The organism is Leuconostoc rapi, assembly GCF_016908715.1.
In the GTDB taxonomy this organism is placed as follows: domain Bacteria; phylum Bacillota; class Bacilli; order Lactobacillales; family Lactobacillaceae; genus Leuconostoc; species Leuconostoc rapi.
Genome location: NZ_JAFBEK010000001.1, coordinates 62,304 through 88,739, shown reverse-complemented (window position 1 = coordinate 88,739; position 26,436 = coordinate 62,304). Strand labels below are relative to the sequence as shown.

Annotated in this window: 27 protein-coding genes; 7 read left to right on the top strand and 20 right to left on the bottom strand. The window is 39.0% G+C overall.

The window, feature by feature from the left end:
- Nucleotides 1–19: 19 nt before the first annotated feature.
- Nucleotides 20–1,435, bottom strand: a complete 1,416-nt coding sequence (pepV, locus tag JOD28_RS00415; RefSeq protein WP_204768952.1) for a dipeptidase PepV — start codon at nucleotides 1,433–1,435, stop codon at nucleotides 20–22.
- A gap of 327 nt (nucleotides 1,436–1,762) precedes the next feature.
- Here pepV and JOD28_RS00410 point away from each other — a divergent pair, with 327 nt between their 5' ends.
- The 3 genes from JOD28_RS00410 to JOD28_RS00400 all read left to right on the top strand — a co-directional run bounded on the left by JOD28_RS00410 (nucleotide 1,763) and on the right by JOD28_RS00400 (nucleotide 3,707).
- A complete protein-coding gene (locus JOD28_RS00410; RefSeq protein ID WP_204768951.1) occupies nucleotides 1,763–1,933 on the top strand; it encodes a hypothetical protein in 171 nt (56 codons plus the stop codon).
- Nucleotides 1,934–1,975: 42 nt separating this feature from the next.
- Nucleotides 1,976–2,800: an NAD(P)H-hydrate dehydratase gene (locus tag JOD28_RS00405; RefSeq protein ID WP_204768950.1), complete on the top strand. Its 825-nt coding sequence runs from the start codon at nucleotides 1,976–1,978 to the stop codon at nucleotides 2,798–2,800.
- A gap of 88 nt (nucleotides 2,801–2,888) precedes the next feature.
- Complete coding sequence (locus JOD28_RS00400) at nucleotides 2,889–3,707, top strand: exodeoxyribonuclease III (protein ID WP_204768949.1); 819 nt, start codon at nucleotides 2,889–2,891, stop codon at nucleotides 3,705–3,707.
- Nucleotides 3,708–3,737: 30 nt separating this feature from the next.
- Here JOD28_RS00400 and JOD28_RS00395 read toward each other — a convergent pair whose 3' ends face one another.
- The 3 genes from JOD28_RS00395 to tsaE are packed head-to-tail and all read right to left on the bottom strand — an operon-like array spanning nucleotide 3,738 to nucleotide 5,223.
- Nucleotides 3,738–4,271: a 3'-5' exonuclease gene (locus tag JOD28_RS00395; protein ID WP_204768948.1), complete on the bottom strand. Its 534-nt coding sequence runs from the start codon at nucleotides 4,269–4,271 to the stop codon at nucleotides 3,738–3,740.
- Complete coding sequence (locus JOD28_RS00390; RefSeq protein ID WP_204769281.1) at nucleotides 4,268–4,777, bottom strand: GNAT family N-acetyltransferase; 510 nt, start codon at nucleotides 4,775–4,777, stop codon at nucleotides 4,268–4,270. Before JOD28_RS00390 ends, JOD28_RS00395 begins: the two co-directional genes overlap by 4 nt.
- The gene (tsaE, locus tag JOD28_RS00385; protein ID WP_204768947.1) at nucleotides 4,774–5,223 is read right to left on the bottom strand and encodes a tRNA (adenosine(37)-N6)-threonylcarbamoyltransferase complex ATPase subunit type 1 TsaE; all 450 of its coding nucleotides are present in this window, start codon (nucleotides 5,221–5,223) and stop codon (nucleotides 4,774–4,776) included. The genes JOD28_RS00390 and tsaE overlap by 4 nt, the downstream gene beginning before the upstream one ends.
- A 72-nt stretch (nucleotides 5,224–5,295) precedes the next feature.
- Between tsaE and pncB the strand changes: the two genes are divergently transcribed.
- The 3 genes from pncB (at nucleotide 5,296) to JOD28_RS00370 (ending at nucleotide 8,268) form a co-directional block, all read left to right on the top strand.
- A complete protein-coding gene (gene pncB, locus JOD28_RS00380; RefSeq protein WP_204768946.1) occupies nucleotides 5,296–6,645 on the top strand; it encodes a nicotinate phosphoribosyltransferase in 1,350 nt (449 codons plus the stop codon).
- 1 nt (nucleotide 6,646) lies between these two features.
- The gene (nadE, locus tag JOD28_RS00375; RefSeq protein WP_204768945.1) at nucleotides 6,647–7,480 is read left to right on the top strand and encodes an ammonia-dependent NAD(+) synthetase; all 834 of its coding nucleotides are present in this window, start codon (nucleotides 6,647–6,649) and stop codon (nucleotides 7,478–7,480) included.
- A gap of 98 nt (nucleotides 7,481–7,578) precedes the next feature.
- Nucleotides 7,579–8,268 (top strand): MucBP domain-containing protein, encoded by a 690-nt coding sequence (locus tag JOD28_RS00370; RefSeq protein WP_204768944.1) that lies wholly within the window; start codon nucleotides 7,579–7,581, stop codon nucleotides 8,266–8,268.
- Between the two features lie 46 nt (nucleotides 8,269–8,314).
- Here the strand turns inward: JOD28_RS00370 and JOD28_RS00365 are convergent, their stop codons facing one another.
- From JOD28_RS00365 to JOD28_RS00335, 7 genes are read right to left on the bottom strand one after another with little or no spacing between them, the layout of a single operon-like run.
- A complete protein-coding gene (locus tag JOD28_RS00365; protein ID WP_204768943.1) occupies nucleotides 8,315–9,406 on the bottom strand; it encodes a SepM family pheromone-processing serine protease in 1,092 nt (363 codons plus the stop codon).
- A complete protein-coding gene (gene coaD / locus JOD28_RS00360) occupies nucleotides 9,406–9,882 on the bottom strand; it encodes a pantetheine-phosphate adenylyltransferase (RefSeq protein WP_204768942.1) in 477 nt (158 codons plus the stop codon). The genes JOD28_RS00365 and coaD overlap by 1 nt, the downstream gene beginning before the upstream one ends.
- A gap of 23 nt (nucleotides 9,883–9,905) precedes the next feature.
- Nucleotides 9,906–10,463 (bottom strand): 16S rRNA (guanine(966)-N(2))-methyltransferase RsmD, encoded by a 558-nt coding sequence (gene rsmD / locus JOD28_RS00355; protein ID WP_204768941.1) that lies wholly within the window; start codon nucleotides 10,461–10,463, stop codon nucleotides 9,906–9,908.
- A gap of 49 nt (nucleotides 10,464–10,512) precedes the next feature.
- Entirely contained in the window at nucleotides 10,513–10,800 is a 288-nt protein-coding gene (locus JOD28_RS00350) for a YlbG family protein (protein WP_204768940.1), read from the bottom strand.
- Nucleotides 10,797–11,981 (bottom strand): FtsW/RodA/SpoVE family cell cycle protein, encoded by a 1,185-nt coding sequence (locus tag JOD28_RS00345; protein WP_204768939.1) that lies wholly within the window; start codon nucleotides 11,979–11,981, stop codon nucleotides 10,797–10,799. Before JOD28_RS00345 ends, JOD28_RS00350 begins: the two co-directional genes overlap by 4 nt.
- A gap of 7 nt (nucleotides 11,982–11,988) precedes the next feature.
- Nucleotides 11,989–13,065, bottom strand: coding sequence for a glutamyl aminopeptidase (gene pepA / locus JOD28_RS00340; protein ID WP_204768938.1), 1,077 nt, complete (start codon nucleotides 13,063–13,065; stop codon nucleotides 11,989–11,991).
- A 21-nt stretch (nucleotides 13,066–13,086) separates the two neighbouring features.
- A complete protein-coding gene (locus tag JOD28_RS00335) occupies nucleotides 13,087–13,755 on the bottom strand; it encodes a 2,3-bisphosphoglycerate-dependent phosphoglycerate mutase (RefSeq protein WP_204768937.1) in 669 nt (222 codons plus the stop codon).
- A 310-nt stretch (nucleotides 13,756–14,065) separates the two neighbouring features.
- Here JOD28_RS00335 and JOD28_RS00330 point away from each other — a divergent pair, with 310 nt between their 5' ends.
- A complete protein-coding gene (locus JOD28_RS00330) occupies nucleotides 14,066–15,373 on the top strand; it encodes an NCS2 family permease (protein WP_204768936.1) in 1,308 nt (435 codons plus the stop codon).
- Between the two features lie 68 nt (nucleotides 15,374–15,441).
- Here the strand turns inward: JOD28_RS00330 and recN are convergent, their stop codons facing one another.
- The 9 genes from recN to pcrA form a co-directional block, all read right to left on the bottom strand.
- Nucleotides 15,442–17,118: a DNA repair protein RecN gene (gene recN, locus JOD28_RS00325; RefSeq protein WP_204768935.1), complete on the bottom strand. Its 1,677-nt coding sequence runs from the start codon at nucleotides 17,116–17,118 to the stop codon at nucleotides 15,442–15,444.
- Between the two features lie 40 nt (nucleotides 17,119–17,158).
- On the bottom strand, nucleotides 17,159–17,614 hold the full coding sequence (locus tag JOD28_RS00320) for an arginine repressor (protein ID WP_204768934.1): 456 nt from the start codon (nucleotides 17,612–17,614) through the stop codon (nucleotides 17,159–17,161).
- Nucleotides 17,607–18,449 carry a TlyA family RNA methyltransferase gene (locus tag JOD28_RS00315; RefSeq protein WP_204768933.1) on the bottom strand — a complete coding sequence of 281 codons (843 nt, stop codon included), beginning with the start codon at nucleotides 18,447–18,449 and terminating at the stop codon, nucleotides 17,607–17,609. Before JOD28_RS00315 ends, JOD28_RS00320 begins: the two co-directional genes overlap by 8 nt.
- Nucleotides 18,446–19,366 carry a polyprenyl synthetase family protein gene (locus JOD28_RS00310; protein WP_204768932.1) on the bottom strand — a complete coding sequence of 307 codons (921 nt, stop codon included), beginning with the start codon at nucleotides 19,364–19,366 and terminating at the stop codon, nucleotides 18,446–18,448. Before JOD28_RS00310 ends, JOD28_RS00315 begins: the two co-directional genes overlap by 4 nt.
- Entirely contained in the window at nucleotides 19,359–19,583 is a 225-nt protein-coding gene (locus JOD28_RS00305) for an exodeoxyribonuclease VII small subunit (protein WP_204768931.1), read from the bottom strand. Before JOD28_RS00305 ends, JOD28_RS00310 begins: the two co-directional genes overlap by 8 nt.
- The gene (gene xseA, locus JOD28_RS00300) at nucleotides 19,576–20,862 is read right to left on the bottom strand and encodes an exodeoxyribonuclease VII large subunit (protein ID WP_204768930.1); all 1,287 of its coding nucleotides are present in this window, start codon (nucleotides 20,860–20,862) and stop codon (nucleotides 19,576–19,578) included. Before xseA ends, JOD28_RS00305 begins: the two co-directional genes overlap by 8 nt.
- A 53-nt stretch (nucleotides 20,863–20,915) precedes the next feature.
- Complete coding sequence (locus JOD28_RS00295) at nucleotides 20,916–22,058, bottom strand: CamS family sex pheromone protein (protein WP_204768929.1); 1,143 nt, start codon at nucleotides 22,056–22,058, stop codon at nucleotides 20,916–20,918.
- Nucleotides 22,055–24,100 carry an NAD-dependent DNA ligase LigA gene (gene ligA / locus JOD28_RS00290; RefSeq protein WP_204769280.1) on the bottom strand — a complete coding sequence of 682 codons (2,046 nt, stop codon included), beginning with the start codon at nucleotides 24,098–24,100 and terminating at the stop codon, nucleotides 22,055–22,057. Before ligA ends, JOD28_RS00295 begins: the two co-directional genes overlap by 4 nt.
- Nucleotides 24,101–24,185: 85 nt before the next feature.
- Entirely contained in the window at nucleotides 24,186–26,435 is a 2,250-nt protein-coding gene (gene pcrA, locus JOD28_RS00285; protein ID WP_204768928.1) for a DNA helicase PcrA, read from the bottom strand.
- Nucleotide 26,436: the final 1 nt, after the last annotated feature.

Below are 26,436 nucleotides of genomic sequence, written 5' to 3'. Positions count from 1 at the left end.
CTGGTTACCATTAAAAATACTAATCTAAGTTAGTAATTTCAGCAATTGCTTGCGCATAAATGGCAATTGAACGATATAAATCATCCAATAAGGCAAATTCATTCACTTGGTGCATCGTATCAGGTGAGTCTGGGAAAAGTGCGCCAAAAGCGACACCACGTGCCATTAAGCGACCATATGTGCCACCGCCAATGACTTGATCATGCGCAGGTAGCCCAGTTTGTTCATGGTATACGCGCAACAATGTTTTGACAATGGGATCACTAGGTGCAACATAATGGGGTACTTGTGAATGACCACCAATAGTTGGCGTAACAGCCCACCCATTCAGCTGTGATGTCAGTCCAGCTACAATGTCATCAGGTGTCAAACCCTTTGGGTAGCGGAAATTGAAATTAATAAAAGCCTTCTGGTCAGCAACAAACTTTTGAATACCCACATTCATTGACAAAGCGCCCATCACATCGTCAATGTAATTCACGCCAAATTTTTCACCAATTGTATCTTGATGTGCAGGTGTACCCAAATAAGTCAAAAATGACTGCGCTGTACCACCAAAATCAAGGTTTTGCAAAAAATTAGCTAGGTAAGTACCAGCATTTTCGCCAGTTTCAGGCATTGCACCATGGACCTGCTTACCATTCAAAACGAACTTAATTTCACGACCAGCCGTATCGGTTGTCCCTGAGATTTTAGGATTAGCAGTCAAGAATGTTTGGAATGCTGCAACAATTTGACTGGTGTGATCGGTTTGTACGGTTGCTCTAGCGACACCGGGAACCATATTTGTTCTAAGGCCAGCTTCAAAAGCAAGCAATTGATCAGCGTCACCATTTGTGGCATCCCCATCAATGATCACCTGAACATTACCCTTTTCGCCATTAATGATTGGATATTCTGCATCTGGTGAGAAACCAAAAACGGGCTCCGGTTCAACTTCAAAATAGCGGGTCATGCCCAGCCAATCATTTTCTTCATCAGTACCAAAAATCAAGCGAACACGACGTTTGAGTGGCACTTTTAAATCTGATAAAATTTTAAAAGCATAATAAGCAGCCATTCCTGGTCCCTTATCATCAGATGCCCCACGTGCGATAATTTTATCTTCAGTGACTACTGGTACAAAGGGTTCCGTTTCCCAATCTTCACCAGCTGGCATCACATCGACGTGAGACAAGATTGCAACATATTCGTCGGCATCTTTTGGACCAATCTCAATATACCCGACAACATTATCAATGTTTTTTGTTGTAAAGCCATCACGTTCAGCAATTGATAATACCTTAAGTAATGCCGCCTTAGGACCAGGCCCTAATGGTGCATCCGTCGTTGCTTTTGAGTCATCGCGAACTGATTCAATAGCTAATAACGATTTCAAATCTTCGACATAAGCCACTTGACGTAAAGCTGTCTCTTTTTTCCAATCAATTGTCATATTTTTAGAAACCCTTTCGTTATTGATATACTCTTCATTATACTGTTTGTTTTCATTATAGCAAGTAAAACCAATTGTCTTAAATTTTTGATTATGTCATCATAAAAGCCGAGCAGTTAGCGATTAAAAATGATGACAATGATTGTAAATACAGGCCTAATCAGATAAAATGAACTGTATACAGATGTCTCGGAGATGACAGCCAATCATTGATGAATCATATATAAAATACGTCGACATTCAAAGCGGCATGCCACTGTTTCACTTAGTTTACCGGTGACAATGCAGGCTTTGAAAATATAAATCACGTATCGTTAGGAAGCCACTATGAATAAAATAACACTCTACGCCACACTCATTGCAATTATATTAATGTTTGTGTCTCTAGTCAGTTGGATTGTTGAACAATTGACTTTTGCGATACTTTCAGCCAATTTAGGGCTACTTATTCTAGCGGTGACTACACTTTGGGTCAACCGTAATCATCTGACACACTAAACATTACCATAGTTCTGTAGCAAACCAAAGAGGTGTCAGATTATGGAAAAATTATCAGAAAAAATTCTCTATCAAGTTATCAAAAAAAGGACCAACGAATCCCACAAGGGTACATATGGTCGTGTGTTAATCATCGGTGGCACTCAGCAATTTGGTGGCGCAGTCATTATGAATGCCATGGCTGCTGTTAATTCTGGTGCTGGTCTAGTCACCGTCGCCACAGATCCGTCAAATTTCACTGCGATACACAGCCGTATACCTGAAACAATGGTTATGGATTTTAACGATGATTTGACTCATGCAATTCAGGCAAGTGATATCATCCTAATTGGTTCTGGCCTTGGCGATCGATTAGATATTGTTGAAGCTACTTTTTCAGCGGTTTTTGCAAAACAAGTTTTAATTGTCGATGGTTCGGCACTCACAATGGTAGCCAAACACCACCTATCTTGGCCCAAATCGCGATTGATTTTGACGCCACATCAGATGGAATGGCAACGTCTGAGTGGTGTTTCTATTGACCAACAATCTTTTGAAGCTTTTAATATACTTGCTCGTGAAAAAATAATTCAGAAACCGATTATTGTATTAAAACAATTTCATACACAAATTTACACGAATAAAGGGATTTATGAACTACCAATTGGCGGTCCTCATCAAGCCACTGGTGGTATGGGCGATACTTTGGCTGGTATTATTGCAGGTTTTGCCGCCCAATTTTTATTAACACCCTTGATCGATACAACATTAGCAGCTGTCTATAGTCATTCAGCCATAGCTGATGAACTGGCACAAAAACAATATGTCACATTACCTACCCAAATTAGCGCAGCGCTACCTTGTTTTATGAAAAGGTATGCGAATTGATTAACTTCTCGTACAGAACTCACACACGCTTCCTAGCTGTTTTCATTGACAACACGTTAAAATTTTATTTTTAAAAAGGACCTTATTTATGCAACTTATATCTTGGAACATTGATTCAATCAACGCCGCTGTCCAACATCAATCAGTACGTGGTGAAATGACATGGGACGTGCTAAATAAAATTGCCGCACGTCAACCTGATGTTTTCGCTATTCAGGAAACAAAATTAAAGCCAACTGGTATGACCAAAAAACAAACAACTATCCTATCTGAACTGTTCCCTGATTATCATATCTACATCAATTCCAGCACAGCACGTCCTGGTTATTCTGGCACAATGGTACTGTCTCGTGAGGAACCACTTGAAGTCACCTTTCCTAAAATTTCTGCCCCTGACACAATGGACATTGAAGGCCGTATCATTACACTCGAGTTTGATAATTTTTACGTTTCAACCGTTTACACACCAAACTCCGGTTCTGCCCTGGCACGCTTGGAAGCACGTGGTGCATGGGATGACGCCTATCGTGAATATTTGCAGTCGCTCGATGCTAAAAAGCCAGTCATATTTAGCGGAGATATGAATGTTGCTCATGAAGAAATTGACCTTAAAAATTTCAAAACCAATCGTAAATCTGCTGGTTTTACAAATCAAGAACGTGAAAAATTTTCTGCTTTACTTGATGCTGGTTTTACTGACACTTTACGTATGAAAAACCCTGATACACCAGGTATCTACACTTGGTGGGCGCAAATTAGTAAAACAAGTAAAATTAATAACGCTGGTTGGCGAATAGATTATTACTTAGTAAGCGACCGTATTGCAGCGCAAGTATCCGATAGTCACGTGTTGGATACTGGTCTCCGACAAGATCATGCCCCAATTGCATTAGAAATTAATATTTAACCAATAAATGACCTCTTAATAACTAAGAGGTCATTTATTTTGCACAAAGTATTTAAGGTTGTCGACACCAAAATGTTCTGCTTCGTAAATTAAAATATTGGCTGCTGCCACTGCATCATCAAGCGCATTATGATGGTGATCAAGTGTAATCCCAAGATTCGTCGCAACAGTGTTTAATTTATGATTTTTAAAATCAGGTAATAATTTACGGCTACTTCGCACTGTATCTAATAACATGTAATGTGGTTCTTCAATACCATAGTAGGCTAACGTGCCCTTTAAACTGCTATTATCAAATGAGGCATTATGTGCTACGACTAATTTATCTTCTTTAAAAAAAGGTGCGATAACCGCCCATACTTCTGGAAATTTAGGTGCCTGCACAACATCACTTTCTGTTAAACCATGCACAGCCGTATTGCGTGAACTAAAATAAGTTTCTGGTTTAATCAAACTATAAAACTTATCGACGACTTCGTTATCACGCACAACGGCAATTGCAATTGATACTGCTGAATATTTTTCATGATTAGCTGTTTCAAAATCCATTGCAATAAAATTCACAACTCACCCTCCTGACGGTTTAAAATTTTTTCCATACGCTGCAAAGTCGTTACACGACCGGTTGGCAAAGCCAACTTCACCGGGGCACCGCTGTTCTCAAATTCAAATTTTTTATAAATATGAATCGCAGGCTCATTATCAATTTGCACATCGAGCCAGACTTTTTCTAAACCTGTCTCATTCGCCCAATCCAGCAGCGCCGACATCAAGCTATGTCCCAGTCCTGCACCTTGAAATTGTTTCAAAATTGCCATACCAATTTCACCATCTTCAATAGAAGCGATGCCGACTGGCTGTTCTAATGTACCTTGCTCAGCAACTAATAACAAAGTGATTGCTGGTAAAGCACTCGTTTCAGGTACAACGTCACCATCGCGGACACTCGCTACCAAAAAAGTATCAGTCTCCGTCATCAGGACTTGAATTAATTTCTGCCAAGATGCTGCTTGAGCTAATGTTGCTTCTGTCAATCCAAAAGTAATCGGATTTGTCATATCAAAGCTCATAATTGCACCTCTAATTCTGAGCATTGCCCTACCCCTTCAATGCGAATGATGCGATCATCATCGCCGTCACCACGAAAAAAGTGCAATGTTAACCGATCATTAGGTAGTAAATCCGCCATGTACTCTGGCCATTCAATCAAAGTGACACCATCGGTGCCAACATAATCTTCGAAACCCTGATCTTGTGCACCTGTTTCTTCTAACCGATAGGCATCAAAATGATAAATTGGAAAATCAAGTCCATTGTAAGTATTCATGATATTAAAAGTCGGACTCTTAACCCTCGCAGTGACACCTAGCGCCCTTGCGTATCCTTGTGTAAAAGTTGTTTTCCCTGCACCAAGATCGCCATGCAATGCAATGACTAACCCTGGTCTAGATAAATTGGCAACTTTTACAGCAAACTGCTGTGTTTCTTCTCGATTGTTTGTCAAAATTTCTTTCATGTTTTAATTATATCACGGCTTTTAGACAATATTTTTGCTATAATGAGTTTAATAATTTCAAAGGAACCCACTATGCTGTATCCAGATGATTCATTCACATTGCACACCGATTTATATCAAATAAATATGATTTATACATACTGGCAAACAGGTATTGACAGCGAGCAGGTCGTTTTTGAAGCTTACTTCCGTCACATGCCCTTTGGCAATGGTTATGTGATTTTTGCTGGATTGGCGCATATCATCGACTATCTTGATGATTTGAAATTTAGCCAAAGCGATATCGCGTATTTACGTTCACTTAATTTATATGACGATGCTTTTTTAACCTATCTACAAAACTGGCGTTTGACTGCGACATTACGTGCACCTCATGAAGGTGAAGTGATGTTTGACCATGAACCCCTCCTTCAAATTGAAGGCCCATTAATCGATGCACAGTTACTTGAAACAGCCTTACTCAATATCATCAATTTTCAAACTTTAATTGCTACTAAAGCATCACGCATTGCGACAGCAGCAAAAGGTGACCCACTTCTGGAATTTGGCACGCGCCGCGCACAAGAATTTGATGCGGCACTGTGGGGAACGCGAGCCGCTTATATTGGTGGCTTTAACGCGACATCCAATGTACGCGCTGGTAAGCTATTTAATTTACCAGTATCTGGCACACATGCACATTCGCTAGTACAGGCCTATCAAAATGACTATGCTGCTTTTAAAGCCTACGCTCAAACACATCACGATGTTGTCTTTTTAGTTGATACGTTTGATACCCTAAAATCTGGTATACCTGCAGCGATTAAAGTAGCTCAAGAGTTCGGTGAACAAATTAACTTTCAAGGCATTCGAATCGATTCGGGTGACATGGTCTCTCTATCAAAAGCGATTCGTCAATTACTAGACAATGCCGGCTTTTCTAAAGCAAAAATATACGCTTCAAATGATTTAGATGAGTATGTTATTACCGATTTAAAAGTACGTGGTGCAAAAATAGACGTCTGGGGTGTCGGCACAAAGTTGATTACCGCCTTTGACCAACCCGCTTTAGGTGCTGTTTACAAAATGGTACGCTTAGCTGACAAAAACACAATTAAGCTGTCAAACGACACAGACAAAATTTCAACACCTGGCAAAAAACAAATTTGGCGAACCGTTTTAGGTGATACGTTATCATTTTCAACTGAAATCATGCCAGGTGACCCCATTCTTCATGATATCTTCCGTTCAGGACACCAAGTATATACAAGTCCAACAATCAATGACATTCAAGCTTACGCCAAACAAGCGTTATCTCAGTTAGCTGATAATTATAAAATACTTGATCAACCGAAACCGTATCCTGTCGTATTATCACAACAACTCCTCGATGCTAAGTCGGCAGCTATTAATAGCATCAGGCAATCAATTAAGGAGAATTAATATGCGTTCACTACAAGCTCAAATTATTGCCGATCTCCATGTACAGCCTCTGATTGATCCAATGTTGGAAGTACGGCGATCTGTGGATTTTTTAAAACAATATTTACAACACAACCGTCAATATGACAGCTATGTCATCGCAGTGTCCGGTGGTCAAGACTCCACATTGGCTGGTAAAATTGCTAAACTTGCAATTGACGAACTACGCACCAATTCATCAACAAAAAACTATCAATTAATCGCTGTGAGACAACCTTATGGCAATCAATTGGACGCGCCTGATGCTGTTGAAGCAATAAATTTTATCCAACCTAATCAGACTGTCACAACCAACATTAAAACAGCAACCGATGCCATGACCAACGCATTACGCATCAGTGGTCTCATTGTCGATGATATGAGCCGTGGTTCAATTAAACCAAAAATGCGCATGATTGCGCAATATGCCGTTGCACGAGAACACCAAGGTGTTGTTGTTGGCACAGATCACGCTGCTGAAGCATTTGCTGGTTTTTTTACAAAATATGGTGATGGTGGCACAGACATCAATCCTTTATGGCGACTGAATAAACGTCAAGGTCGTCAAATGCTTCAGGTGCTTGGCGCACCAGCTGCATTATATGAAAAAATACCAACAGCTGATTTAGAAGATGATAGACCACAATTGCCAGATGAACTAGCCTTAGGTGTGACTTATGATCATATTGACGATTACTTAGAAGGTAAGTCAGTGCCAATAGCAGCGGCTGATAAAATTGAAGCATTGTACTTGGCGAGTGCTCATAAGCGACATGCCCCAGTAACTTTGTATGATACATGGTTCTATCATAACTAATTTAGAATCATATTGTTAAACATGGTGCCTATAACGCACCTTAAATGTTTATACGTTAATGTACATGAGTTTGATATAATAACGTGAGAGGTTAACCCATGACAAACGAAGCACCCATTTGGGTATATTATGAAAATATTGCAACACAAGAAACACTCAAATCCCCAAATCGCATAGATGGCAATTTTAATACGAAATATACGATTGATACCCCTGCTATTTCCGACTTTACATATGTGGATAACTCTGGTGAATTAACAGGTGTCTTTGGTAATGCGCCGCAGTCTCTTCATCTCTATTATCGACCTACAAGTTGGCGCGCTGTCCATCGTGTCAATATGTATATTGCCCTAAAATCTGAAGTACTTGCCCAATCAATGCCAGATGATTATGCCAATATCACAACCACACTCTTATCGGAAAGTTACTGGGCAACACCTTTGCGCGTTATTTCAGGGAATGGTCAATTTTGGTATCAAGTGGGAACGCATGCGTGGGTACGTTACGATGCCTCACTGATGACACTTTCTGACACTGCACCAAATGTTGAAAACATTAATTATATTCAAGATTTGGATATTGAAAATGATCAACCTAACGCAGTAATTGATTTTTTACCTGGTCAATCTACAGAAATCTTTGAAGCACCTTATGGCTTACCAATAGGTAGCGTTGCAGATGGTGACTTTGTTGCAATTGCAAAAGAACAACATCACGACAACGGCCTAATTTGGTACAAAATCGCTAATAGTGGTTGGATCAATAGTATGTATATTAAGAAATTATAAAAAGCAAGCGACTTATCAGAGTCGCTTGCTTTTATAATTAAATGACTCATGATGGGTTGTCAGTCGTTTTAATTATTTTTCCTGTTTCAAGATAATCAACTGCATCTTGGAATGTTCTAACAGGAATGACTTTCATGTTAGGTGCATATTTTTTGGCTGTATCACGTGCTAATTGATAATTTGTTTTGTGCTGTTCTTCATATTTCAAAATTTCTTTAGTTGGTGCAATGTAGGGCGCAAAGAAAACACGTGAGCCGGCATTTTTTGCAGCAATGATTTTTTTATCAATACCACCAATTTCGCCTACATAACCATTAACATTCATTGTTCCAGTACCGGAAATATTGCGATCTTTCGACAATTTATTACCCGTTAACTGATCATAAATTTGTAAGGTAAACATCAGTCCGCCAGAAGGGCCACCAATTTTTCCAGGATCAACTGTTACTTTTTGTGGCGTTGACACGGCAACATTATCAGTTAAAACAATACCAATGCCCGAGCGGCCTTTAGGGTACTCTGCTGACTTACTGCTAGGTAATTTTATGGTCGTTCCTGATGTATGTCCACTTTTGCCATGACGCAAGTAATCTACCGTGACTTTAACACCCTTTGGCTTATTCGCTAAATATTTAATAAAACCATCTGAATTTTCATAATGATGACCATCAACAGCAGTAATGGTATCACCAACTTTAATTGTCTTTTTAAAATGAGACGTATCACTGACGCTTAACACATAAATGCCGCGATAAGTCGCTGTAATTGGCTTGTTAGCTTTTTTAAAGGCAACTTGTTCTGCGTTTGCAATCGCGCTTTGCATATAAAAATTTTGTACTTCATTAAAAACTTCTGACGTTTCACCACCAGTCACATCATCGGCTTTAGCATAGGACAAATGTGGATTTAACTTTGTCTGTAAGTAACTAAAACCGTGTGCCTTGGATAGATAAACCGACGTAATATTATAACGTCCCTTCGAATGATCTTGTTTACCATCTATTTTGACAAATTGCGCTAAATCATCAGCTTCGCCAGGACTTTCAATATAACCATCAAGTGGCCAGACAAGCCACGCCAAACCAATAATAACGACAAAGGCTGCAATTATAGCAATAATTTTACTTTTTATGCGCATCAATTCAACCTTTCTTTTAAAGCATCTACAACAACTCTAGGAACGAATTTAACCATATTGTCAGCCCCCATACTGCCAATTTCTTTCACCATTGAACTCGAAATATTTTGATTTTCAGGTTTTGCCAACAATAAAATTGTTTCAACATCTGCCAACGCACTATTAACGCCAGCAATATCACGTTCATATTCAAAATCCTTACTGTTACGTAAACCACGTACAATAAATTTAGCGCCTATCTCTGCCATAAATTGCACCGTTAAACCATGCATAATGGCTACCTCAACATTAGGTAAATCAGCTACGGTAACCGAAATTAATCCAATTTTTTCTTCAGGCGTGAATAATGCCGTTTTACTTGTGTTACTGCCCACGCCAACAACAACTTTATCAAACATCTTGCTTGCGCGTCGAATAATGTCTAAATGTCCATTAGTCAGCGGATCAAAACTGCCCGGAAATAGTGCAATACTCATTGTCTTTCCCCTTATTACTTATATTAGAAACTACTATATTGATAAATAGTCACAACCGTAATACCATACTGTTTTTGTCGAATCATTTTAAATGACTGATCTTCAAGTGGTAAATTAGCCACATCATTACTTTCTGCCAGAATTATAGCCCCATCAGCCAATAAGTGATGATTGACTAAATCATGCATATCAGTGGCAATGGTTTCTTTAGCGTATGGTGGATCAAGAAAAACAAGTTCAAACTTTTTATTCTCCACAGCTAATTTTTGTAGCGCATCCTGAGCCGGTGATTTTAACACCGTAAATGCCTCTTTAGCATGCGTTTTTTCAACGTTATTTTGGATAATTTTGATTGCCTGAAATTGCCGATCGACTAATGTCGCGTGATTCATCCCACGTGACACAGCTTCAATTCCTAAACCACCTGTTCCTGCATACAAATCTAGCACATCCCCATCATCCAAATAAGGCATGAGCATACTGAACATGGCTTCTTTCACTTTATCCGTTGTTGGCCGTGTTTTATCACCCGCAACGGCCTCTAATCTTGTGCCGCGAAAACGACCTGAAACTACTCGCATTTTAATACATGGCGTATTGTCACTATTTTAGATTAATCTTGCTATAGCGTCAATCTACACTCTCCTCATCGTAATTTTCAAAGAAAATATCATCATGCACATCACCCAGATCTGGATCAATATCTGGACGTGGTGAAGCAATCACATCTTTTACAAATTTATATTGTTTAATTTTATTGATTTTTTGATCAATATTTTCATCATCAACGTAAATCATAGCAAATCCCATTTTTCGAGACACATAATTTAGTTGCCCAAATTTTTTTAGTTGTGGCGCATGACGATTATTTTTTAAATAAACGTATAACGCGCGCCGGGGCTGTACTTCTAATGTCATTTAAAATCCTTTCTAGCAATTATATCAGCAGGATGAATCGCGACCGTCTTTTTTTGTGTTGCAGCAATATTTAGCGCCAATCCAACAGCGGCACTAAATACAATATATGAGGAACCACCACCGGAAATAAAAGGGAAGACAACACCAGTAATCGGTAACACGCCTATGACACCCCCTAAATTAACGAGTGCTTGAATAAAGAGTAGTGTAGCAATGCCAAACAATAACAGTCTTAAATATTGATGTTTTTGTCGGATTCCTAAAATAACCATTCTAGACACTAATATCATAATTAATATTAACACAGTAACCGTTGTTACTGCACCAAGTTCTTCCGTCATAACCGCCATAATAAAGTCGGTATTTGACTCAGGTAGATAAGGTTTAATGAGCGAATTTCCTAGGCCAACACCAAACAAACCGCCATGAGCAATAGCATAATACCCATATAATAACTGACGACTCGTGTCAACAGCATTAGGATCCCAAGGATTAACAAAACTCGTTAAACGCGCAATAGCATAGTGATTACTGCTAGTCAAATTGAAAAAATGATTAACAAAACCAATAACTGTTTGTAAAAATCCAAAGCCCAAACCCATAATTGCTGACATCAGGGCAATCACACGGCGTGAAACACCAGATGCCAAAAATATAGCTAGTAAAATCAATAACGTAATCAAGCCATTACCATTATCTGGCATTAAAAAAACCATCAATAATGATACAGCAGGCAATCCCCAAACCTTCATACGGCTAATTGGTTGCAATGCCAGACGCACATGGCTTTGCCACGGATATCTTGTAAACATATTGGCAAAATATAAAATCATTGCAAGTTTCAAAAACTCAGCAGGCTGCAACGTGATTAGGCCTAAATTAATCCAACCATGGGCGCCATTAACGGGTGGCATCACAAATTTTGCAACAATTAGTGCGCCAAGCACACCAAATTGAATATTACGCATCCAACTATCTTTTTGTAAATTTTTGAGATTGAAATGATAGAGCAGCAATGCGCCAAATAAACCAATAATAACAAAAATACCTTGTTTAATAAAATTACTAAAAGCCGCAGTCGTTCCTTGCGTAGCCGAAAAAACCATTACAATCCCAAGCATACTCAGAACTGCAAATGGCACTGCTATCCAATAATCTAATTTCCGTAACTTTTTAAACATAAAAGACTTAATCACCTAAAATTGTTTTTAAATTTGACGCATCAAGATTTTTAGCGATCGCAATAACAAATGCTTTTGCTGCTTCAAAATCAGCAATTGACCAAACTGTTTGATGTGTATGAATATAACGCGAAGCAACTCCAAGTGCGACTGAAGGTACACCTGTTAATTCACTCTGAGCAGCAGCCGCATCAGTGCCCCCTTTAGAGACAAAATACTGGTATGGAATATGATTATCTTCTGCCGTTGACAATAAAAATTCTTTAAGCCGTAAGGGTAAAATGACCGTTGGATCAAAAACACGTAATAGCGTCCCCTGGTCCAATACGCCTTGATGCCCGGCTGCACCAGCAATATCATCGGCGGCGCTAGAATCAATAGCAAAAAAAATATCAGGCTTCATGAGGTTAACAGCTCCATGTGCGCCACGCAAACCAACTTCTTCCTGAACGTCGGCCCCCATAATTAACGTATTTGGTGTTTGGACATCTTTCAGGGCTTCTAATGCTTCTAAAATTGTCACCATACCAAAGCGATTATCCCATGACTTTGATATGACTCTTTTCTGATTAGCAGTTATTACCGTCTTGACGTCAGGAACGATAAAATCACCTGGCCGTACACCGAACGCTAATGCCTCTTGTTCATCAACAAAACCAGCGTCAAATAAAATAGCATCTACTGTAGGTAGTTGTGGTGAACTACCAGCCCCTCGCAACAAATGTGGCGATACAGAACTTGACACCACTGGATAATTCCCTTTCGACGTAAACAATGTGAAACGTTGTGACGAAATAACGGTAACATTCCAACCACCAACGGCTGCAACTCTAATTGCACCACTAGGTAAAATTTGTGTCACAATAAATCCCACTTCATCCATATGAGCAGCAAACATCACACGAGGTGCCTGTGGATTCTTATGAGGTTTAACACCAAAAACACCACCGAGGCCGTCTTGTTGAATATCTTGGACTAATGGTTGTAATTCAGCGCGGAAAGATTTGCGCAGCAACTGTTCTTGCCCTGATGTGCCTTGCAATTCTGTATACTTTTTTATGCGTGACCAGGTCTGATCGTTCAAAATGTACTCCTTTATATGTTATTATCTTAAATACTGACGATCACTAAGTTGCAATTGATCATTAAACGTGTAGCAAATTGGCTCACCATTACCAATCTCGAGACCATCAATATCAGCATCGGCGATTTCTTCTAGATATTTGATCAATGCACGCAATGTACTACCATGAGCAACAACTAACTGATTACGTCCCGCCCTCAAGCCAGGTAAAATCACAGTTAACCAATAAGGCAGTAACCGCTCACTCGCCATCTTCAAACTCTCACCTTGTGGTTCTATACCATTGGGGTAACGTCTGTCTGATCGTGTTTCTCCCAATAATGGTGGCACAGCCGTATAGCTTCGACGCCACAATGCAACAGCATCAACGCCATATTTTAAGCGTGCGGCGTCTTTATTTAATCCCCGTAAAGCACCATAGTGGCGCTCATTAAGTCGCCACGTTTTATGCACCGGTACCCAAGATTGATTCATTTCTAATAAAATAATGTTAGCCGTCGTAATCGCGCGTTGCAAGTATGAAGTATGTACGTCATCAAACAATAACTGATGATTTGCCAAAATATCACCCACCTTTTTGGCCTGTTGCCTGCCTCTTAGTGTTAAGGGAACATCTGTCCAACCTGTAAATTCATTATCCCGATTAGCCGTTGATTCACCATGACGAACCAACACAAGTTGTGCTACCATAAGTTAACTTCCTTTAAACAATGTTGTTTCTATTATAGCATTAAAAATTAAACAAAATGTTAGTCAACTTACTCAAAAAAAGGTTTAGCACACCGATACTCATCATATCGATTAAATAATCTTTTGACGAATACAATAAACGAACAATATCATCATAACGTTCGTTTATTAAGCGTTTACATAACCTTTTTATCGACAAATAACCTTCTTTTAATCAAAATAAAACGGGTTTACCATTTTATTTATTAATTTATACTGCTAAAATTAAATAGAACGTTTTAACGTTACTATATTTTTTTGGGAGACAATCATGTCCGCGATTGCAAATTATTTTAAACTTGACGAATTGAATACATCAATTCGTACTGAATTCATTGCCGGCCTCACGACATTTACTTCAATGGCGTATATTCTATTCGTCAATCCATCTGTTTTAGGCGCTGCAGGCATGGATAAAGGCGCTGTATTCACAGCCACAGCAATAGCTTCAGCTGTGGCAACACTATTTATGGGTATCGTTGCCTTGTATCCAATTGCTATTGCACCGGGCCTTGGTGTCAATGCATTCTTTGCTTATTCTGTCGTGATTGGTATGGGTGTCAAGTGGGAAACTGCAATGGCCGGTGTGTTCGTAGCCGCAATCATATTCCTATTACTAACATTTTTCAAAATTCGTGAAAAGATTATTAATATCATTCCACAAAACTTAAAATTAGCAATTGCAGCAGGCATTGGATTATTCATTGCATTTATTGGTTTACATGATGCCGGCTTAATTGTAGCAAACAAAGATACAATGGTATCTTTGGGTAACTTAACAACGCCCACATCCCTTTTATCTATTTTTGGTATCATTTTGACTTTTATTTTGTTAACACGTAAAACGCCAGCTGCAATATTCATTGGTATGGTAGCAACTTCTATCGTCGGTATCATTTTTGGCTTAATTAAGCTACCAACCTCGATTATTTCATCTGTTCCTTCTCTAGCACCAACCTTTGGCAAGGGCATTATGCACATTGGTGATATTAATTCCTTACAAATGGTTACCGTTGTTATTACTTTCCTACTCGTAACATTTTTTGACACTGCTGGCACCATGATTGGTTTAGCAACACAAGCCGGCTTTATGAAAAATAATGAAATGCCACGTGCCGGACGTGCTTTGATGGCTGATGCCGTTGGTATGACAGTTGGCTCAGTGATTGGCACATCACCAACTTCTGCATATGTTGAATCATCTTCGGGTATTGCAGTTGGTGGTCGCTCTGGGTTAACTAGTGTATTCACTGGTTTGTTCTTCTTACTTGCGCTTTTCTTCTCACCCTTACTATCAGTTGTTACATCACAAGTTACTGCGCCTGCATTAGTTGTTGTTGGTGTCTTAATGGCCGAGAGTCTACGTAAAATTGCGTGGGATGATTTTGCCATCGCTGCGCCTGCATTCTTAATTGTTATTGGGATGCCTTTAACTTATTCAATTTCAGATGGTATTGCTTTAGGATTTATTTTATATCCAATTACAATGATTGCAACAGGTCGTGGCAAAAAAGTCCACCCATTGATGTACGCATTAGCCATACTATTCACACTATTTTTGGTTATTGTTGCTCATTAAAAAGTAAACAAAAGGCGAGTCAGTTCTAATAATGAACTGACTCGCCTTTTGTATCGTTATGTTGGTTTTTAACCCTTTTGTGCTTGTTGGCGTAAATCTTTCGCGTTAGCTAATGCTGTTTGAGTGATGTTATCACCAGATAACATCATCGCAATCGCACGTTCGCGTCCGGATTCATCTAATGCAGTTACTCTAGTTATTGTACGATCGTTAACTGTTGTTTTAGCAATTAAAAAATGATGCGTCGAAGCTGCGGCTACTTGTGGCAAATGCGTGATTGCAAATACTTGTGAGTTGGCAGCAATTGTCATCATTTTTTTAGCAATGGCTTGCGCAACACGACCTGAAACACCTGTGTCAGCCTCATCAAATACAATTGAAATAATATGCTGTTGGTTGGTAAAAGCTGTTTTAAGAGCTAACATCAAGCGTGCCGTTTCGCCACCAGAAGCTATCTTAGCAAGTGGGGCCATCCCCTCCCCAACATTAGTTTGGACATAAAATTCAATCTTATCTGTACCTGAGGATACAAAACCCTCAATTTGATCAAAATGTACAGCAAATTCAGCGCCACTCATCAAAAGCTCGCTCAACTGTTGGTTGACTGCCTGTTCCAATTTACGAGCTACCTGTTGCCTAACCTCACGTAGTTTAATAGCATATTTACGTAAAACCTGCCGCAAGTTATTTTGAGTAACTTGTAGTTGTTCAACATTTAATTCATCTGTCGTCATGGTCGATAATTCATGATCAACTTTTGATTTGAATAATAAAACATCAGCGACTGTTGTACCATATTTGCGCTCCAGTGAGTGTATGAGTTGCAAACGTTCATCGATACGTACAAGCTCTGTCTCATCGTAAGTTAATTCACTAATTTGCTCGTCAACATCGCGTCCGACCTCTTGCGCTGTGTAATAACTATCAGAAATAGCCTTTGATAATTCCGCATAATTATCGTCGTATTCGGCAATTTCTTGTAAATCTTGCATTGCAGTGGCTAAAAGATCTACTGCACCGCCTTGATCACCGTTTAATGCGATCTGGGCATTTTGCAAATGATCAGCAATTTTCTTATAATTCAATAATTTACCACGGGCATCCAGCAAATCCCCTTCTTCATTAGGTTGAAGACCGGCTTCTTCCAATTCTTGTTGTTGAAATTGTAATAAATCTAAACGTTGTGTAATTTCTTGTTGCGACGTCTGAATTTTTCGAATCTTTTGGGAAATCGCACGAAAATCATGAAAGAGTTTTTGATATTCATCCTTAACCACACTTAACGTATGACCACCAAACGCATCCAGTAAAGGTAAATGTTCATCAGGATTTAACAGTTGTTGCGTATCATTTTGGCCTTGAATATCGACTAAATAACGACCAATGGCTGCTAATGTTTTTAAATTAACAAGTACACCATTAATCCGAATCATACTTCGACCATTATGATTTAACTCGCGATAAATAATCAATTCACCATCATCAATAGCAATACCCCTCGCCAACAATTGATCAATCAGGCTCTGATTATTGGGTACACTAAAAACGGCTTGCAAAACAGCCTTTTTGCTGCCGTGACGAATCATGTCAGAACTGGCGCGACCACCTGTGAGCATTAAAAGTGCATCAATGATAATTGATTTCCCAGCCCCGGTTTCACCAGTCAAGACACTCATGCCACCTTCAAATTGCAAATCAACTTTTTCTATAATAGCAAAATTTTCAATGATGAGATTTTCTAACATATCAATTGTCGCGGCAAAACACGCGCCTTCTTTCTAGTCATTATTTTTCAAGCAACTTCTGAATAATATTAGTCATTTGAGAGGTCACAATACCATCTTTTAATAGTACGAGAACTGAGCCATCATCACTTAATGTACCGAAAACTTCTGGAAATTTAACTTGTTCAAATAAATTTGCAATTAATTGCCCGTTCCCAGGTTGCACTTTTAGAATAATTTGGCCACGTTGTGCACGTTGGCTTAAAAATGATTGTTGTAATGCACGACGCAACCGCTGCAGGTGCGGTCTATCATCTTGCTTTGGTAAATGATAATGGAATCCACCATGTACATTAGGTACTTTTATGAGCCCTAGTTCATTAATATCGCGTGAAATAGTGGCTTGAGTCACTGTTTCACCCAATGTTTCAAAATAAGCCACAATATCTTCTTGACGACCTACCGGATTATTTTGAATTTGTGTCAATAATGTTTTTTGGCGCATTTTTTTATTCATCAGCTTTACCTTCTGTATGATTCAGCTGTGCATAAGTTTGTGATAATAGTGTATCTATATTTATTGTATCATTCATTTTTCCTGAATTTTCACGCACTAGTACACCCAAGAATTCAATATTACCTTGTCCACCCTTAATTGGCGAATAGGTTAATGCTTCAATCGAAAAACCACTGTTAATCATCATTTGAGTAACTGTCTCTAACACTTTTTTGTGTACAAGCGCATCTTTAATGATGCCATTTTTTCCCACACTTGCCCGTCCTGCTTCGAACTGTGGTTTAATGAGCGCAACAACATGACCGCCCATGCTAATAATCTCAGACAAAGGTGGCAATATCAAACCAAGTGAAATGAATGAAACATCTATTGTTGCAAATTCAGGCTGTCCAAATTCAAAATCAGATAATTTAGCATACCTAAAATTTGTATTTTCCATGACTTTTACACGTTCATCAGTACGCAATTTCCAAGCTAACTGGTTTGTCCCCACATCCAAAGCATACACCAACTTGGCCCCATTTTGTAATGCTACATCTGTGAACCCACCAGTAGAAGAACCGATATCTAATACAACTTTATCTTGCACATCAATATCGTAATCATTCAATGCTTTTTCTAATTTCAAGCCGCCACGCGATACATACTTTAATCTTTCACCTTTAAAATGCAGCTCGGTGGTAACAGGAATTTTTTGACCAGCTTTATCTAATCTTTCCTCATTCTCACCAAGAATTTCACCTGCCATAACTGCACGCTTAGCTTGCTCCCTTGAATCAAATAAGCCTTGCTGAACAAGTAAAATGTCAACACGTTCTTTTTCTACAGCACTCATACCTTATCTCCAATTAAGTTTAAAAAATCATCTAACAAAGTGCGATCAAATTTTGGATTATGCCTTGAAACATCAGCTAACATTTGCCGTGCATTGCTCAAATATGAATCACGTTTCTGGATTGCTGCTGGTATACCGATTAAATGTGGTAAGGACATAATATTTTCCGTATCATCTTGGTCAAAATCATCCAAATCATCTTGAATTTGAAAAGCAACACCAAAATCGTGACCAAAGGTTAACATGGCGGAATTTATATCAAAGCGGTCTTGTACAGTTTGACCAATATCTTGCGATTTAGCGAGTCTCGTGCCTGACAGCGCCGAAAATGCCAATAACGCACCTGTTTTCGGCGTATACACTTCATCTATTAACCATCTTTCATCTACTCTTGATTGTTGCCCATGGTTATACATATCATGAACTTGTCCAATGACCATGCCTAAACCACCCGATTGAACGGACAATATTTGTGATAATGTCAATAATTCTGATGCACTTATTGCCTCATCAGCAACAGCAGAATCATTGGCAGTTGCCAGCACATGAAATGCACCTGTTAACAACGCATCACCAACTAATATAGCCTCTGCTTCACCAAATTGGGCATGTACACTGGGTTTACCACGCCTCAATAAATCATTGTCCATTGCTGGCAAATCATCATGCACAAGTGAATAAGAATGCACCCACTCCACCGCTGTTGCTGCCTTTAGAAGGCTCGGTGTGATTTTTTGACCAAAACAAGTGATTACAGCTAAACTCAGCATTGGTCTGAGTCGCTTGCCACCATTAAGCACTGCGTACTTCATCATATCGGAAAAGTCACTATCATTTGATGCACGCGTTAGATCATCTTCTAACTGGTGATTAAGCTTTGGTGTCCATTCTAATTGAAAGTCTGCTAATTTAGTCATTCGTTAATTCCAAATCTGTTAAATTATCGTTGTCATCCATTACTTTGGCTAAAGTATTCTCGGCGTTTTTCAAGGTAGTTTGTAGTTCTTTCACTAATTCAACCCCATTTTGAAAATCTGTTAACGCACCTTCTAAAGGCCGGTCGCCTTTTTCTAATTGGCTCACAATAGCTTCTAATTGTTGTAATTTTTCTTCAAAAGATTTTGACTCACTCACTTTTCAAGGCCCTCGTTTCTATAATTTTTGCTGCTGCAGTGCCATTTGCCAAACGTAATTCAACCTCATCTTCTGGCTGAATATCTTTAATAGTTTGAATAACTTGACCGTCTTTTTCAATCAATACATAGCCACGTGTCAAAATTTTTAGCGGACTCATTAAATCTAATTTAGCGGCTAACAATTGAATTTTTTCACGTGGTTGTTGCAAAATATTTTTTCGAATTTGCAACTGTCTTTGCGCCAAAATTGTTACTTGATGTTGCGCTGAGATAAACCGTTGCTGTAGTAGTTGATTCAATGCATGTGACAATTGATCTACCCGCTGGTTATATCCAGAATACAATCTGTCTGGTTGCTGAAAAATGACGTGTTGAGATACACGTTCAACACGTTGTCGCCTGTTGTCAATCAACTGCTTCATTCGTAGATTTAATCGGACTTGCAACTCATTCAAACGCGACATCAATTGCGCTAACGTAACTGGTGTCGCTAATTCTGCAGCAGCTGTCGGTGTTGCTGCACGTTGATCAGCCACAAAATCTGCCAAGGTGTTGTCAGTTTCATGACCCACAGAACTAATGACTGGTAACTTGGTTGCAGCAATAACGCGTGCTAATTTTTCATCATTAAATGCCCATAAATCTTCAATTGAACCACCACCACGACCAACAATAAGCGTGTCGTATTGACCAGACCCATCAATTCGCAATATTTGTTTAATTATTGTCGTACTAGCTTTATCACCTTGTACAACTGCAGGGAATAAGACGACCTGCGCGCTTGGAAAGCGACGTTGTACAGTACGTGCAATATCTTCAATAACTGCTCCAGTTGGTGAAGTGACGACAGCGATCCTTTTTGGAAACAATGGTATATGCTTTTTAGGCAAATTGAACAAGCCTTCAGCCGATAATTTGCGCTTAAGCTGCTCATAAGCCAAAAACAGTTCGCCAATACCATCAGGTGCCATCTGCTCCAAAATAATAGCATAGGTGCCACTAGGTTCATATATTTGTATACGTCCAATGGCATTAATTTTCATGCCCTCTTCTGGGTCAAATTTCAATCGACTTGCGTACGAAAACATGGCTGCTGAAATCACAGCATGCCCATTCGGATCCTTAATCGAAAAATATAAATGGCGCCCACGTCGTCGCCCAATATTAGAAATTTCACCCGTAACATAAACTTTCTCTAGATAAGGATCGGCATCAAATTTGCGCTTCAAATAAGCGGTAAGTGCACTAATTGTTAAATATTTTTTTGCTTCAGACATAGCTAAATTATACCATTATTATGCAGACATACAAAAAGCATAGCTAACTATGCTTAATCGAGAAGTGTAATTGTAAAAGTTTTGTCATTCGTATTACGCGTTAATATGGCTTGTAATTCATTAGCTGTTTTGACTATAATACGGACCGGTACATTACTTGGTAAAAACTTTAAAGCAGATTGGGAAACGTAAGTTGTGAAGCTATCAATTTCTGTTTGGCTATAGAATTGTGTCGTCACAGTCACATTCATACCAGTCAATGCACCCGATTTAAAGTTGGCCACAGCAGTTGCGCCTGCAATGTTTGGAAAGAAATTAGCAACATCATTTTTAAAATTGGCAAAACCGTTATTTTCGTCGTTACCTAGTTTAGATGTGTCAGTTGCTTCTTTTGGGAGGACAATGGATTTATCATTAATGTCTGTCCACGCCTTTAAATCTGTCCCCTTGTCACTTGTTGATTCAGAATAAAAACCACCTGGTGCTAATGAATCAGAAGGCGAATTAGCATACATCGCAATCACGATTGGTACATCTTGTGATACACCGGTTTGTTGACGGACTTTTTGAATGATTTGAGGTGCAATTTTTCGCCCATAAGCTATGCGATCACTGTCTGAAATATTTTGTTTATAGGTTGGCCCGAAGTCCTCTTTTTGATATTCATCCTGCGTATTCATCGCAACACCAATAACCATACCTGCTAACTTTAAATTTTTGCCATCTTTTGACATAAAATCTTGTTCAGTAAGCGTTTGCACATAAATTGGATTACGTGAACCATCAGTCTTACCGTTGTCTTCAGGATTAATACCATCTGCATTACTATTACTTTTACGCGCTAAGAGATTATTGACAGTATCTGCTGATAAGTATTGCCCCTCTTGAAAAATATATTGATTTGTTTTAAACTGCGTTTTTGCCAAATCTAATAAACTAGATTCAAAATTTTTAACATCAAGGCTGTTAGGTTCAGATGTCGCCGTAATGCCTCTAGCCGCACTCACTAAATAACGGCCATCTTTAATTACAGTCTGATACTGCCCTGGCGCTCTTTGTGTGATTTGTACACCACTACTTGTTTTTTTAGTTGTTGGTGCGATACGGTTTGCATTAAAAAAATATAGTCCACCAATAGCTAGAATTAGTATGGCTATGACAATTACCATATACCCACGGAAACTTATACGTCTCATTTTTTGATATCCTCTTCTTTTTGCGCAGCGATCAATTGTGTTTCTGTCCAAACTGTAATTCCTAATTCATTTGCCTTGGTCAACTTGCTTCCGGCATCTGTACCAGCAATCAAAAGATCTGTCTTTGAAGAAACAGCTGACGATACGCTTGCACCATGATTTTGCAACCATTTCGAAACAGCCGAACGATTACTTTCGGATAACTTTCCAGTTAAAACAATTTTTTTACCATAAAAGAAAGAACTTTCATCAATTACCACATCAGATAAATATGACTGGTTAACACCAGCATCTGTTAACTCTTTTACAAGTTGTTGTGACTCTGGCATATTAAAATACTGTACAAGCGATCGTGCAATTGTTTCACCTATACCATCAATATTCGCAATTTCCGAAACTGTAGCCGTAGCAATAACTGATAATGTTTTAAATTTTTCTGCAATTAGGCGTGCCGCTTTAGCGCCAACCATTCTAATACCCAAACCAAATAATAATCTTTCAAGCGAATTATCCTTTGATCGTTCAATGGCATTTAATAAATTGGTAACAGACTTTTCTTTAAACTTATCCAATGTGTGTAATTGCGTTGCATTCAAACGATAAATTGAAGCCACATCTTTAATAAAACCAGCTTGTAACAATTGTGCAATGACACGTGGTCCCATACCTTCAATATTCATAGCGTTACGTGAGGCAAAGTGTGCTAATCCTTCCTGAATTTGTGCAGAACAAGCAGGATTAATACAACGCAATGCCACTTCACCTTCAAGGTGTACCAGCACTGAATCACATGCTGGGCATAATACTGGAATGTCATAAAATTGGCTGTTTGCTGGCCTTTTGGATAAAATGACTTGCCCAATTTCAGGTATGATATCACCTGCTTTATGCAAAGTAACAGTATCTCCCAAACGTACGCCCTTATCATTGAGGTAGTCTGGATTATGCAAGCTTGCGCGCTGAACTGTCGTTCCAGCCAATTGTACAGGATCCATCACTGCCGTAGGCGTTACAGCCCCAGTTCGCCCAACAGTCCATTCAATATCACGAAGAATCGTTAACGCTTCCTCTGGCGGGAATTTATAGGCAATCGCCCAACGTGGAATTTTAACCGTATTGCCTAAATCAGTCTGGTCATCTAGCTGGTTAACCTTAACAACAACTCCATCAATACCATAAGATAAATTATCACGATCCGCACTATATTTTGAAATATAATCCGCAATATCGGCCATTTTCAAAATAACCTGATTATGCTGATCAGTCGGTAATCCCAGCTCACTAAATCTTTCTAACGCCTGGCTTTGTGTTGTCGCGCCTAGCGTATCAGGTTCAGCCGTATAATAAACAAAAGCAGATAATTGGCGTTGCTTCATAATTTCTGTATTTAATTGTCTCAATGAGCCTGCTGCAGCATTACGCGGATTCGCAAAAGGCGCTAACCCTTCTGTTTCACGTTGATTATTTAATGTAGCGAAACTCGATTTTGGCATATATATTTCACCGCGAACTTCAATTGTCAATGGCTCATTTAAGGTTTGTGGGATGGCTTTGATCATTTTCACATTAGCTGTAACATCTTCACCAATCATACCATTTCCACGCGTTGATGCTTGAATCAGTTTACCATCAACGTACGTTAACGCAACGGCTAACCCATCAATTTTTAATTCCAAATTATAAGCTGATTGAAACCCCAATGCTTTGGTCGTACGGGCGTCCCACTCCTCTAATTCTTCTAAACTAAAGACATCACCCAAAGACAGCATTGGTGCTGGATGTACAACTTTTTCTAATCCGGATTTTGTTATTGCCCCACCAACATTTTGCGTGGGAGAATCTGGACTAATAAACTGTGGAAATGCAGCCTCTAGTTCAACTAACCGCGCATACAAGGCATCATATACATAGTCCTCAACAAGTGGTGCATCTTGTTCATAATACGCTACACCATATTGCAACAAGGTTTCTTGATGATTCGCAATTTCTTGTTGTGCCATCGGTGTCGTTAATTGTTCAATTGGTGTAAATTCTGGTAACATATCTTTTCCTAATCTAACCGAATACATGGATCGTCGTTAATAAATATTCGATGTGTTTATATGCTGAAGCAATCATCTAAGTTATTCAGTCAATTTTCGTAATAGGCGCAAATGCCGCTAATAATTGTTTGACACCCTCCGATGGGAAGGCAACTTTTAGTTCCTGATCATTTGTGCTCCCAGTAACGGCAACCACTGTACCAGTACCCCATTTTTTATGGGTGACTTTATCGCCTGGCGCCCAACTCGTGTTATCTCCACCTGTTGTACCACTCACTGTTTTAGTTACTGGTGTTGATCGATAAGTCGTGGCCTTTGCCATTTGCGTCTTACGATCAAACGGCATAACACGTTGATAGCTACTTGATCGAACAGTGCCGGTAGATTGTAAATCAAGTAATTCTGGTGGAATTTCTGAAATAAAACGAGATGGCTCATTAACTTGTGTACGACCGTATAACAACCTAGAAAATGCGTTGGTTAAAAACAACTTTTCCTTAGCACGTGTAATACCAACATACGCCAAGCGGCGTTCTTCTTCAAGAAGATCTTCATCCATCAGTGAACGTGATAATGGAAAAATACCTTCTTCCATCCCTATTAAAAAGACAACTGGAAATTCTAGACCTTTAGCTGCATGTAAAGTCATCAACGTAACTGCGCCATCACCCTCTTCAAAATCATCTAGATCTGTCATTAGTGCTGTAGAGCCCAAAAAATCTGTCATAGGATCAACCGCTTCTGGATCTTCTGCATGATATTTTTCGTCAAATTCCTTGGTAACAGACAAGAATTCTTCTAAGTTTTCCAAACGTGCTTGGCTATCTGGATCATTTTTTTCAGCCAACATTTGACGATATCCAGAACGCGTCATTGCTAATTCAGCAAGTTCAGTAACATTTAAAAATTCTGATTGTTGGCGTAAATCATGCATCATTTCAGCAAATACTAAGAATTTAGAAGTCGCTTTAGTTGAAATTTCTGGTGCCAATTCGATACTGTCAATTGCACTCATGTAAGACACATTGAGTCGATTAGCCAACTCGCGTAACCGCGTTAGCGATGTTGCACCTAAGCCACGTTTTGGCTCATTAACAACGCGTTCAAAGGCAGCATTATTATCTGGGTTTGTAATGAGATTCATATAAGACATAATATCCAGAATTTCTTTACGTTCATAAAACTTATGACCACCAACCATTGTATAAGGCATGTTCGCCTTAACTAATGATTCTTCCACGTTACGTGACTGTGCGTTAGTACGGTATAACACGGCAAAATCACTGTATGCCATGTTATTCTCTTCTCGCATTTTTTGAACATTTGCCAAAATGAAGTTAGCTTCATCATGTTCTGTCTGTGCACGATAATAGATTATTTTATCGCCCTTACCATTTTGAGTCCATAATTTTTTGGGTACACGTTCATTATTATGATTAATCACCGCATTTGCAGCATCTAATATGTTTTGCGTCGATCGATAATTTTGTTCCAACATCACAGTATGCGCTGTTGGATAATCTTTTTCGAAATTCAAAATATTGTTCATGTTAGCACCACGCCAACCATAAATAGACTGATCGGCATCACCAACAACTGCCAAGTTTTGTGATCGTTTGGCTAGTAAATTAACAATGGTATACTGTGCATCATTTGTATCTTGATACTCATCGACATGCAGATATTCAAACTGATTTTGATAACGTGCCAATACATCAGGCGTAGACTGAAATAAATCAATCGTCAACATAATCAGATCATCAAAATCAACACTTTGCGCGCGTTTCAGCTCTTGTTGGTAAGCTGTATAGACTTCAGCGACTGTTTCCTGAAAGGCATTATCTGCTTGCTTTGCATAATCACGTGGCCGTAGCATATCATTTTTAGCATTTGAAATCATTCCCAAAATGGTACGCGGATCATATTGATTTGTATCTAAATTCAAATCTGAAATCACACGCTTCATCAATGTCCTTTGGGCACTCGTATCAATAATTGTAAAGTTGCGTGATAAACCAATGTTTTCACCATCACGTCTCAAAATACGCACGGCCAATGCATGAAAAGTTGATACCCAAATATCACGCGCAACATCTTCTGATAACAACGCACTAATTCGTTCACGCATTTCTTTTGCTGCCTTATTCGTAAACGTAATCGCCAATATTCGCCACGGAAACACATTTAGATCTTGTACTAAATGTGCAATACGATGTGTTAATACACGCGTTTTTCCTGATCCAGCACCGGCCATAATTAAAAGTGGTCCTTGTGTTGTTTGTACGGCCTCAGCCTGTTTATAGTTCATTCCATTGATGAGTTCTTCTACTGACATG

Excerpts from the sequence above, each read along its gene's own strand:
- JOD28_RS00315 (WP_204768933.1), bottom strand. The coding sequence starts at position 18,449 with ATGAGTGCTGTAGAAAAAGAACGTGTTGACATTTTACTTGTTCAGCAA.
- JOD28_RS00295 (WP_204768929.1), bottom strand. The coding sequence starts at position 22,058 with ATGAGACGTATAAGTTTCCGTGGGTATATGGTAATTGTCATAGCCATA.
- xseA (WP_204768930.1), bottom strand. The coding sequence starts at position 20,862 with ATGTCTGAAGCAAAAAAATATTTAACAATTAGTGCACTTACCGCTTAT.
- JOD28_RS00320 (WP_204768934.1), bottom strand. The coding sequence starts at position 17,614 with ATGAATAAAAAAATGCGCCAAAAAACATTATTGACACAAATTCAAAAT.
- rsmD (WP_204768941.1), bottom strand. The coding sequence starts at position 10,463 with ATGCGAGTAGTTTCAGGTCGTTTTCGCGGCACAAGATTAGAGGCCGTT.
- JOD28_RS00310 (WP_204768932.1), bottom strand. The coding sequence starts at position 19,366 with ATGACTAAATTAGCAGACTTTCAATTAGAATGGACACCAAAGCTTAAT.
- JOD28_RS00350 (WP_204768940.1), bottom strand. The coding sequence starts at position 10,800 with ATGACATTAGAAGTACAGCCCCGGCGCGCGTTATACGTTTATTTAAAA.
- recN (WP_204768935.1), bottom strand. The coding sequence starts at position 17,118 with ATGTTAGAAAATCTCATCATTGAAAATTTTGCTATTATAGAAAAAGTT.
- nadE (WP_204768945.1), top strand. The coding sequence starts at position 6,647 with ATGCGTTCACTACAAGCTCAAATTATTGCCGATCTCCATGTACAGCCT.
- JOD28_RS00390 (WP_204769281.1), bottom strand. The coding sequence starts at position 4,777 with ATGAGCTTTGATATGACAAATCCGATTACTTTTGGATTGACAGAAGCA.
- JOD28_RS00365 (WP_204768943.1), bottom strand. The coding sequence starts at position 9,406 with ATGCGCATAAAAAGTAAAATTATTGCTATAATTGCAGCCTTTGTCGTT.
- JOD28_RS00335 (WP_204768937.1), bottom strand. The coding sequence starts at position 13,755 with ATGGTAGCACAACTTGTGTTGGTTCGTCATGGTGAATCAACGGCTAAT.
- pepV (WP_204768952.1), bottom strand. The coding sequence starts at position 1,435 with ATGACAATTGATTGGAAAAAAGAGACAGCTTTACGTCAAGTGGCTTAT.
- tsaE (WP_204768947.1), bottom strand. The coding sequence starts at position 5,223 with ATGAAAGAAATTTTGACAAACAATCGAGAAGAAACACAGCAGTTTGCT.
- pncB (WP_204768946.1), top strand. The coding sequence starts at position 5,296 with ATGCTGTATCCAGATGATTCATTCACATTGCACACCGATTTATATCAA.
- pcrA (WP_204768928.1), bottom strand. The coding sequence starts at position 26,435 with ATGTCAGTAGAAGAACTCATCAATGGAATGAACTATAAACAGGCTGAG.
- JOD28_RS00370 (WP_204768944.1), top strand. The coding sequence starts at position 7,579 with ATGACAAACGAAGCACCCATTTGGGTATATTATGAAAATATTGCAACA.
- ligA (WP_204769280.1), bottom strand. The coding sequence starts at position 24,100 with ATGTTACCAGAATTTACACCAATTGAACAATTAACGACACCGATGGCA.
- JOD28_RS00345 (WP_204768939.1), bottom strand. The coding sequence starts at position 11,981 with ATGTTTAAAAAGTTACGGAAATTAGATTATTGGATAGCAGTGCCATTT.
- JOD28_RS00400 (WP_204768949.1), top strand. The coding sequence starts at position 2,889 with ATGCAACTTATATCTTGGAACATTGATTCAATCAACGCCGCTGTCCAA.
- JOD28_RS00405 (WP_204768950.1), top strand. The coding sequence starts at position 1,976 with ATGGAAAAATTATCAGAAAAAATTCTCTATCAAGTTATCAAAAAAAGG.
- JOD28_RS00330 (WP_204768936.1), top strand. The coding sequence starts at position 14,066 with ATGTCCGCGATTGCAAATTATTTTAAACTTGACGAATTGAATACATCA.
- JOD28_RS00410 (WP_204768951.1), top strand. The coding sequence starts at position 1,763 with ATGAATAAAATAACACTCTACGCCACACTCATTGCAATTATATTAATG.
- coaD (WP_204768942.1), bottom strand. The coding sequence starts at position 9,882 with ATGAGTATTGCACTATTTCCGGGCAGTTTTGATCCGCTGACTAATGGA.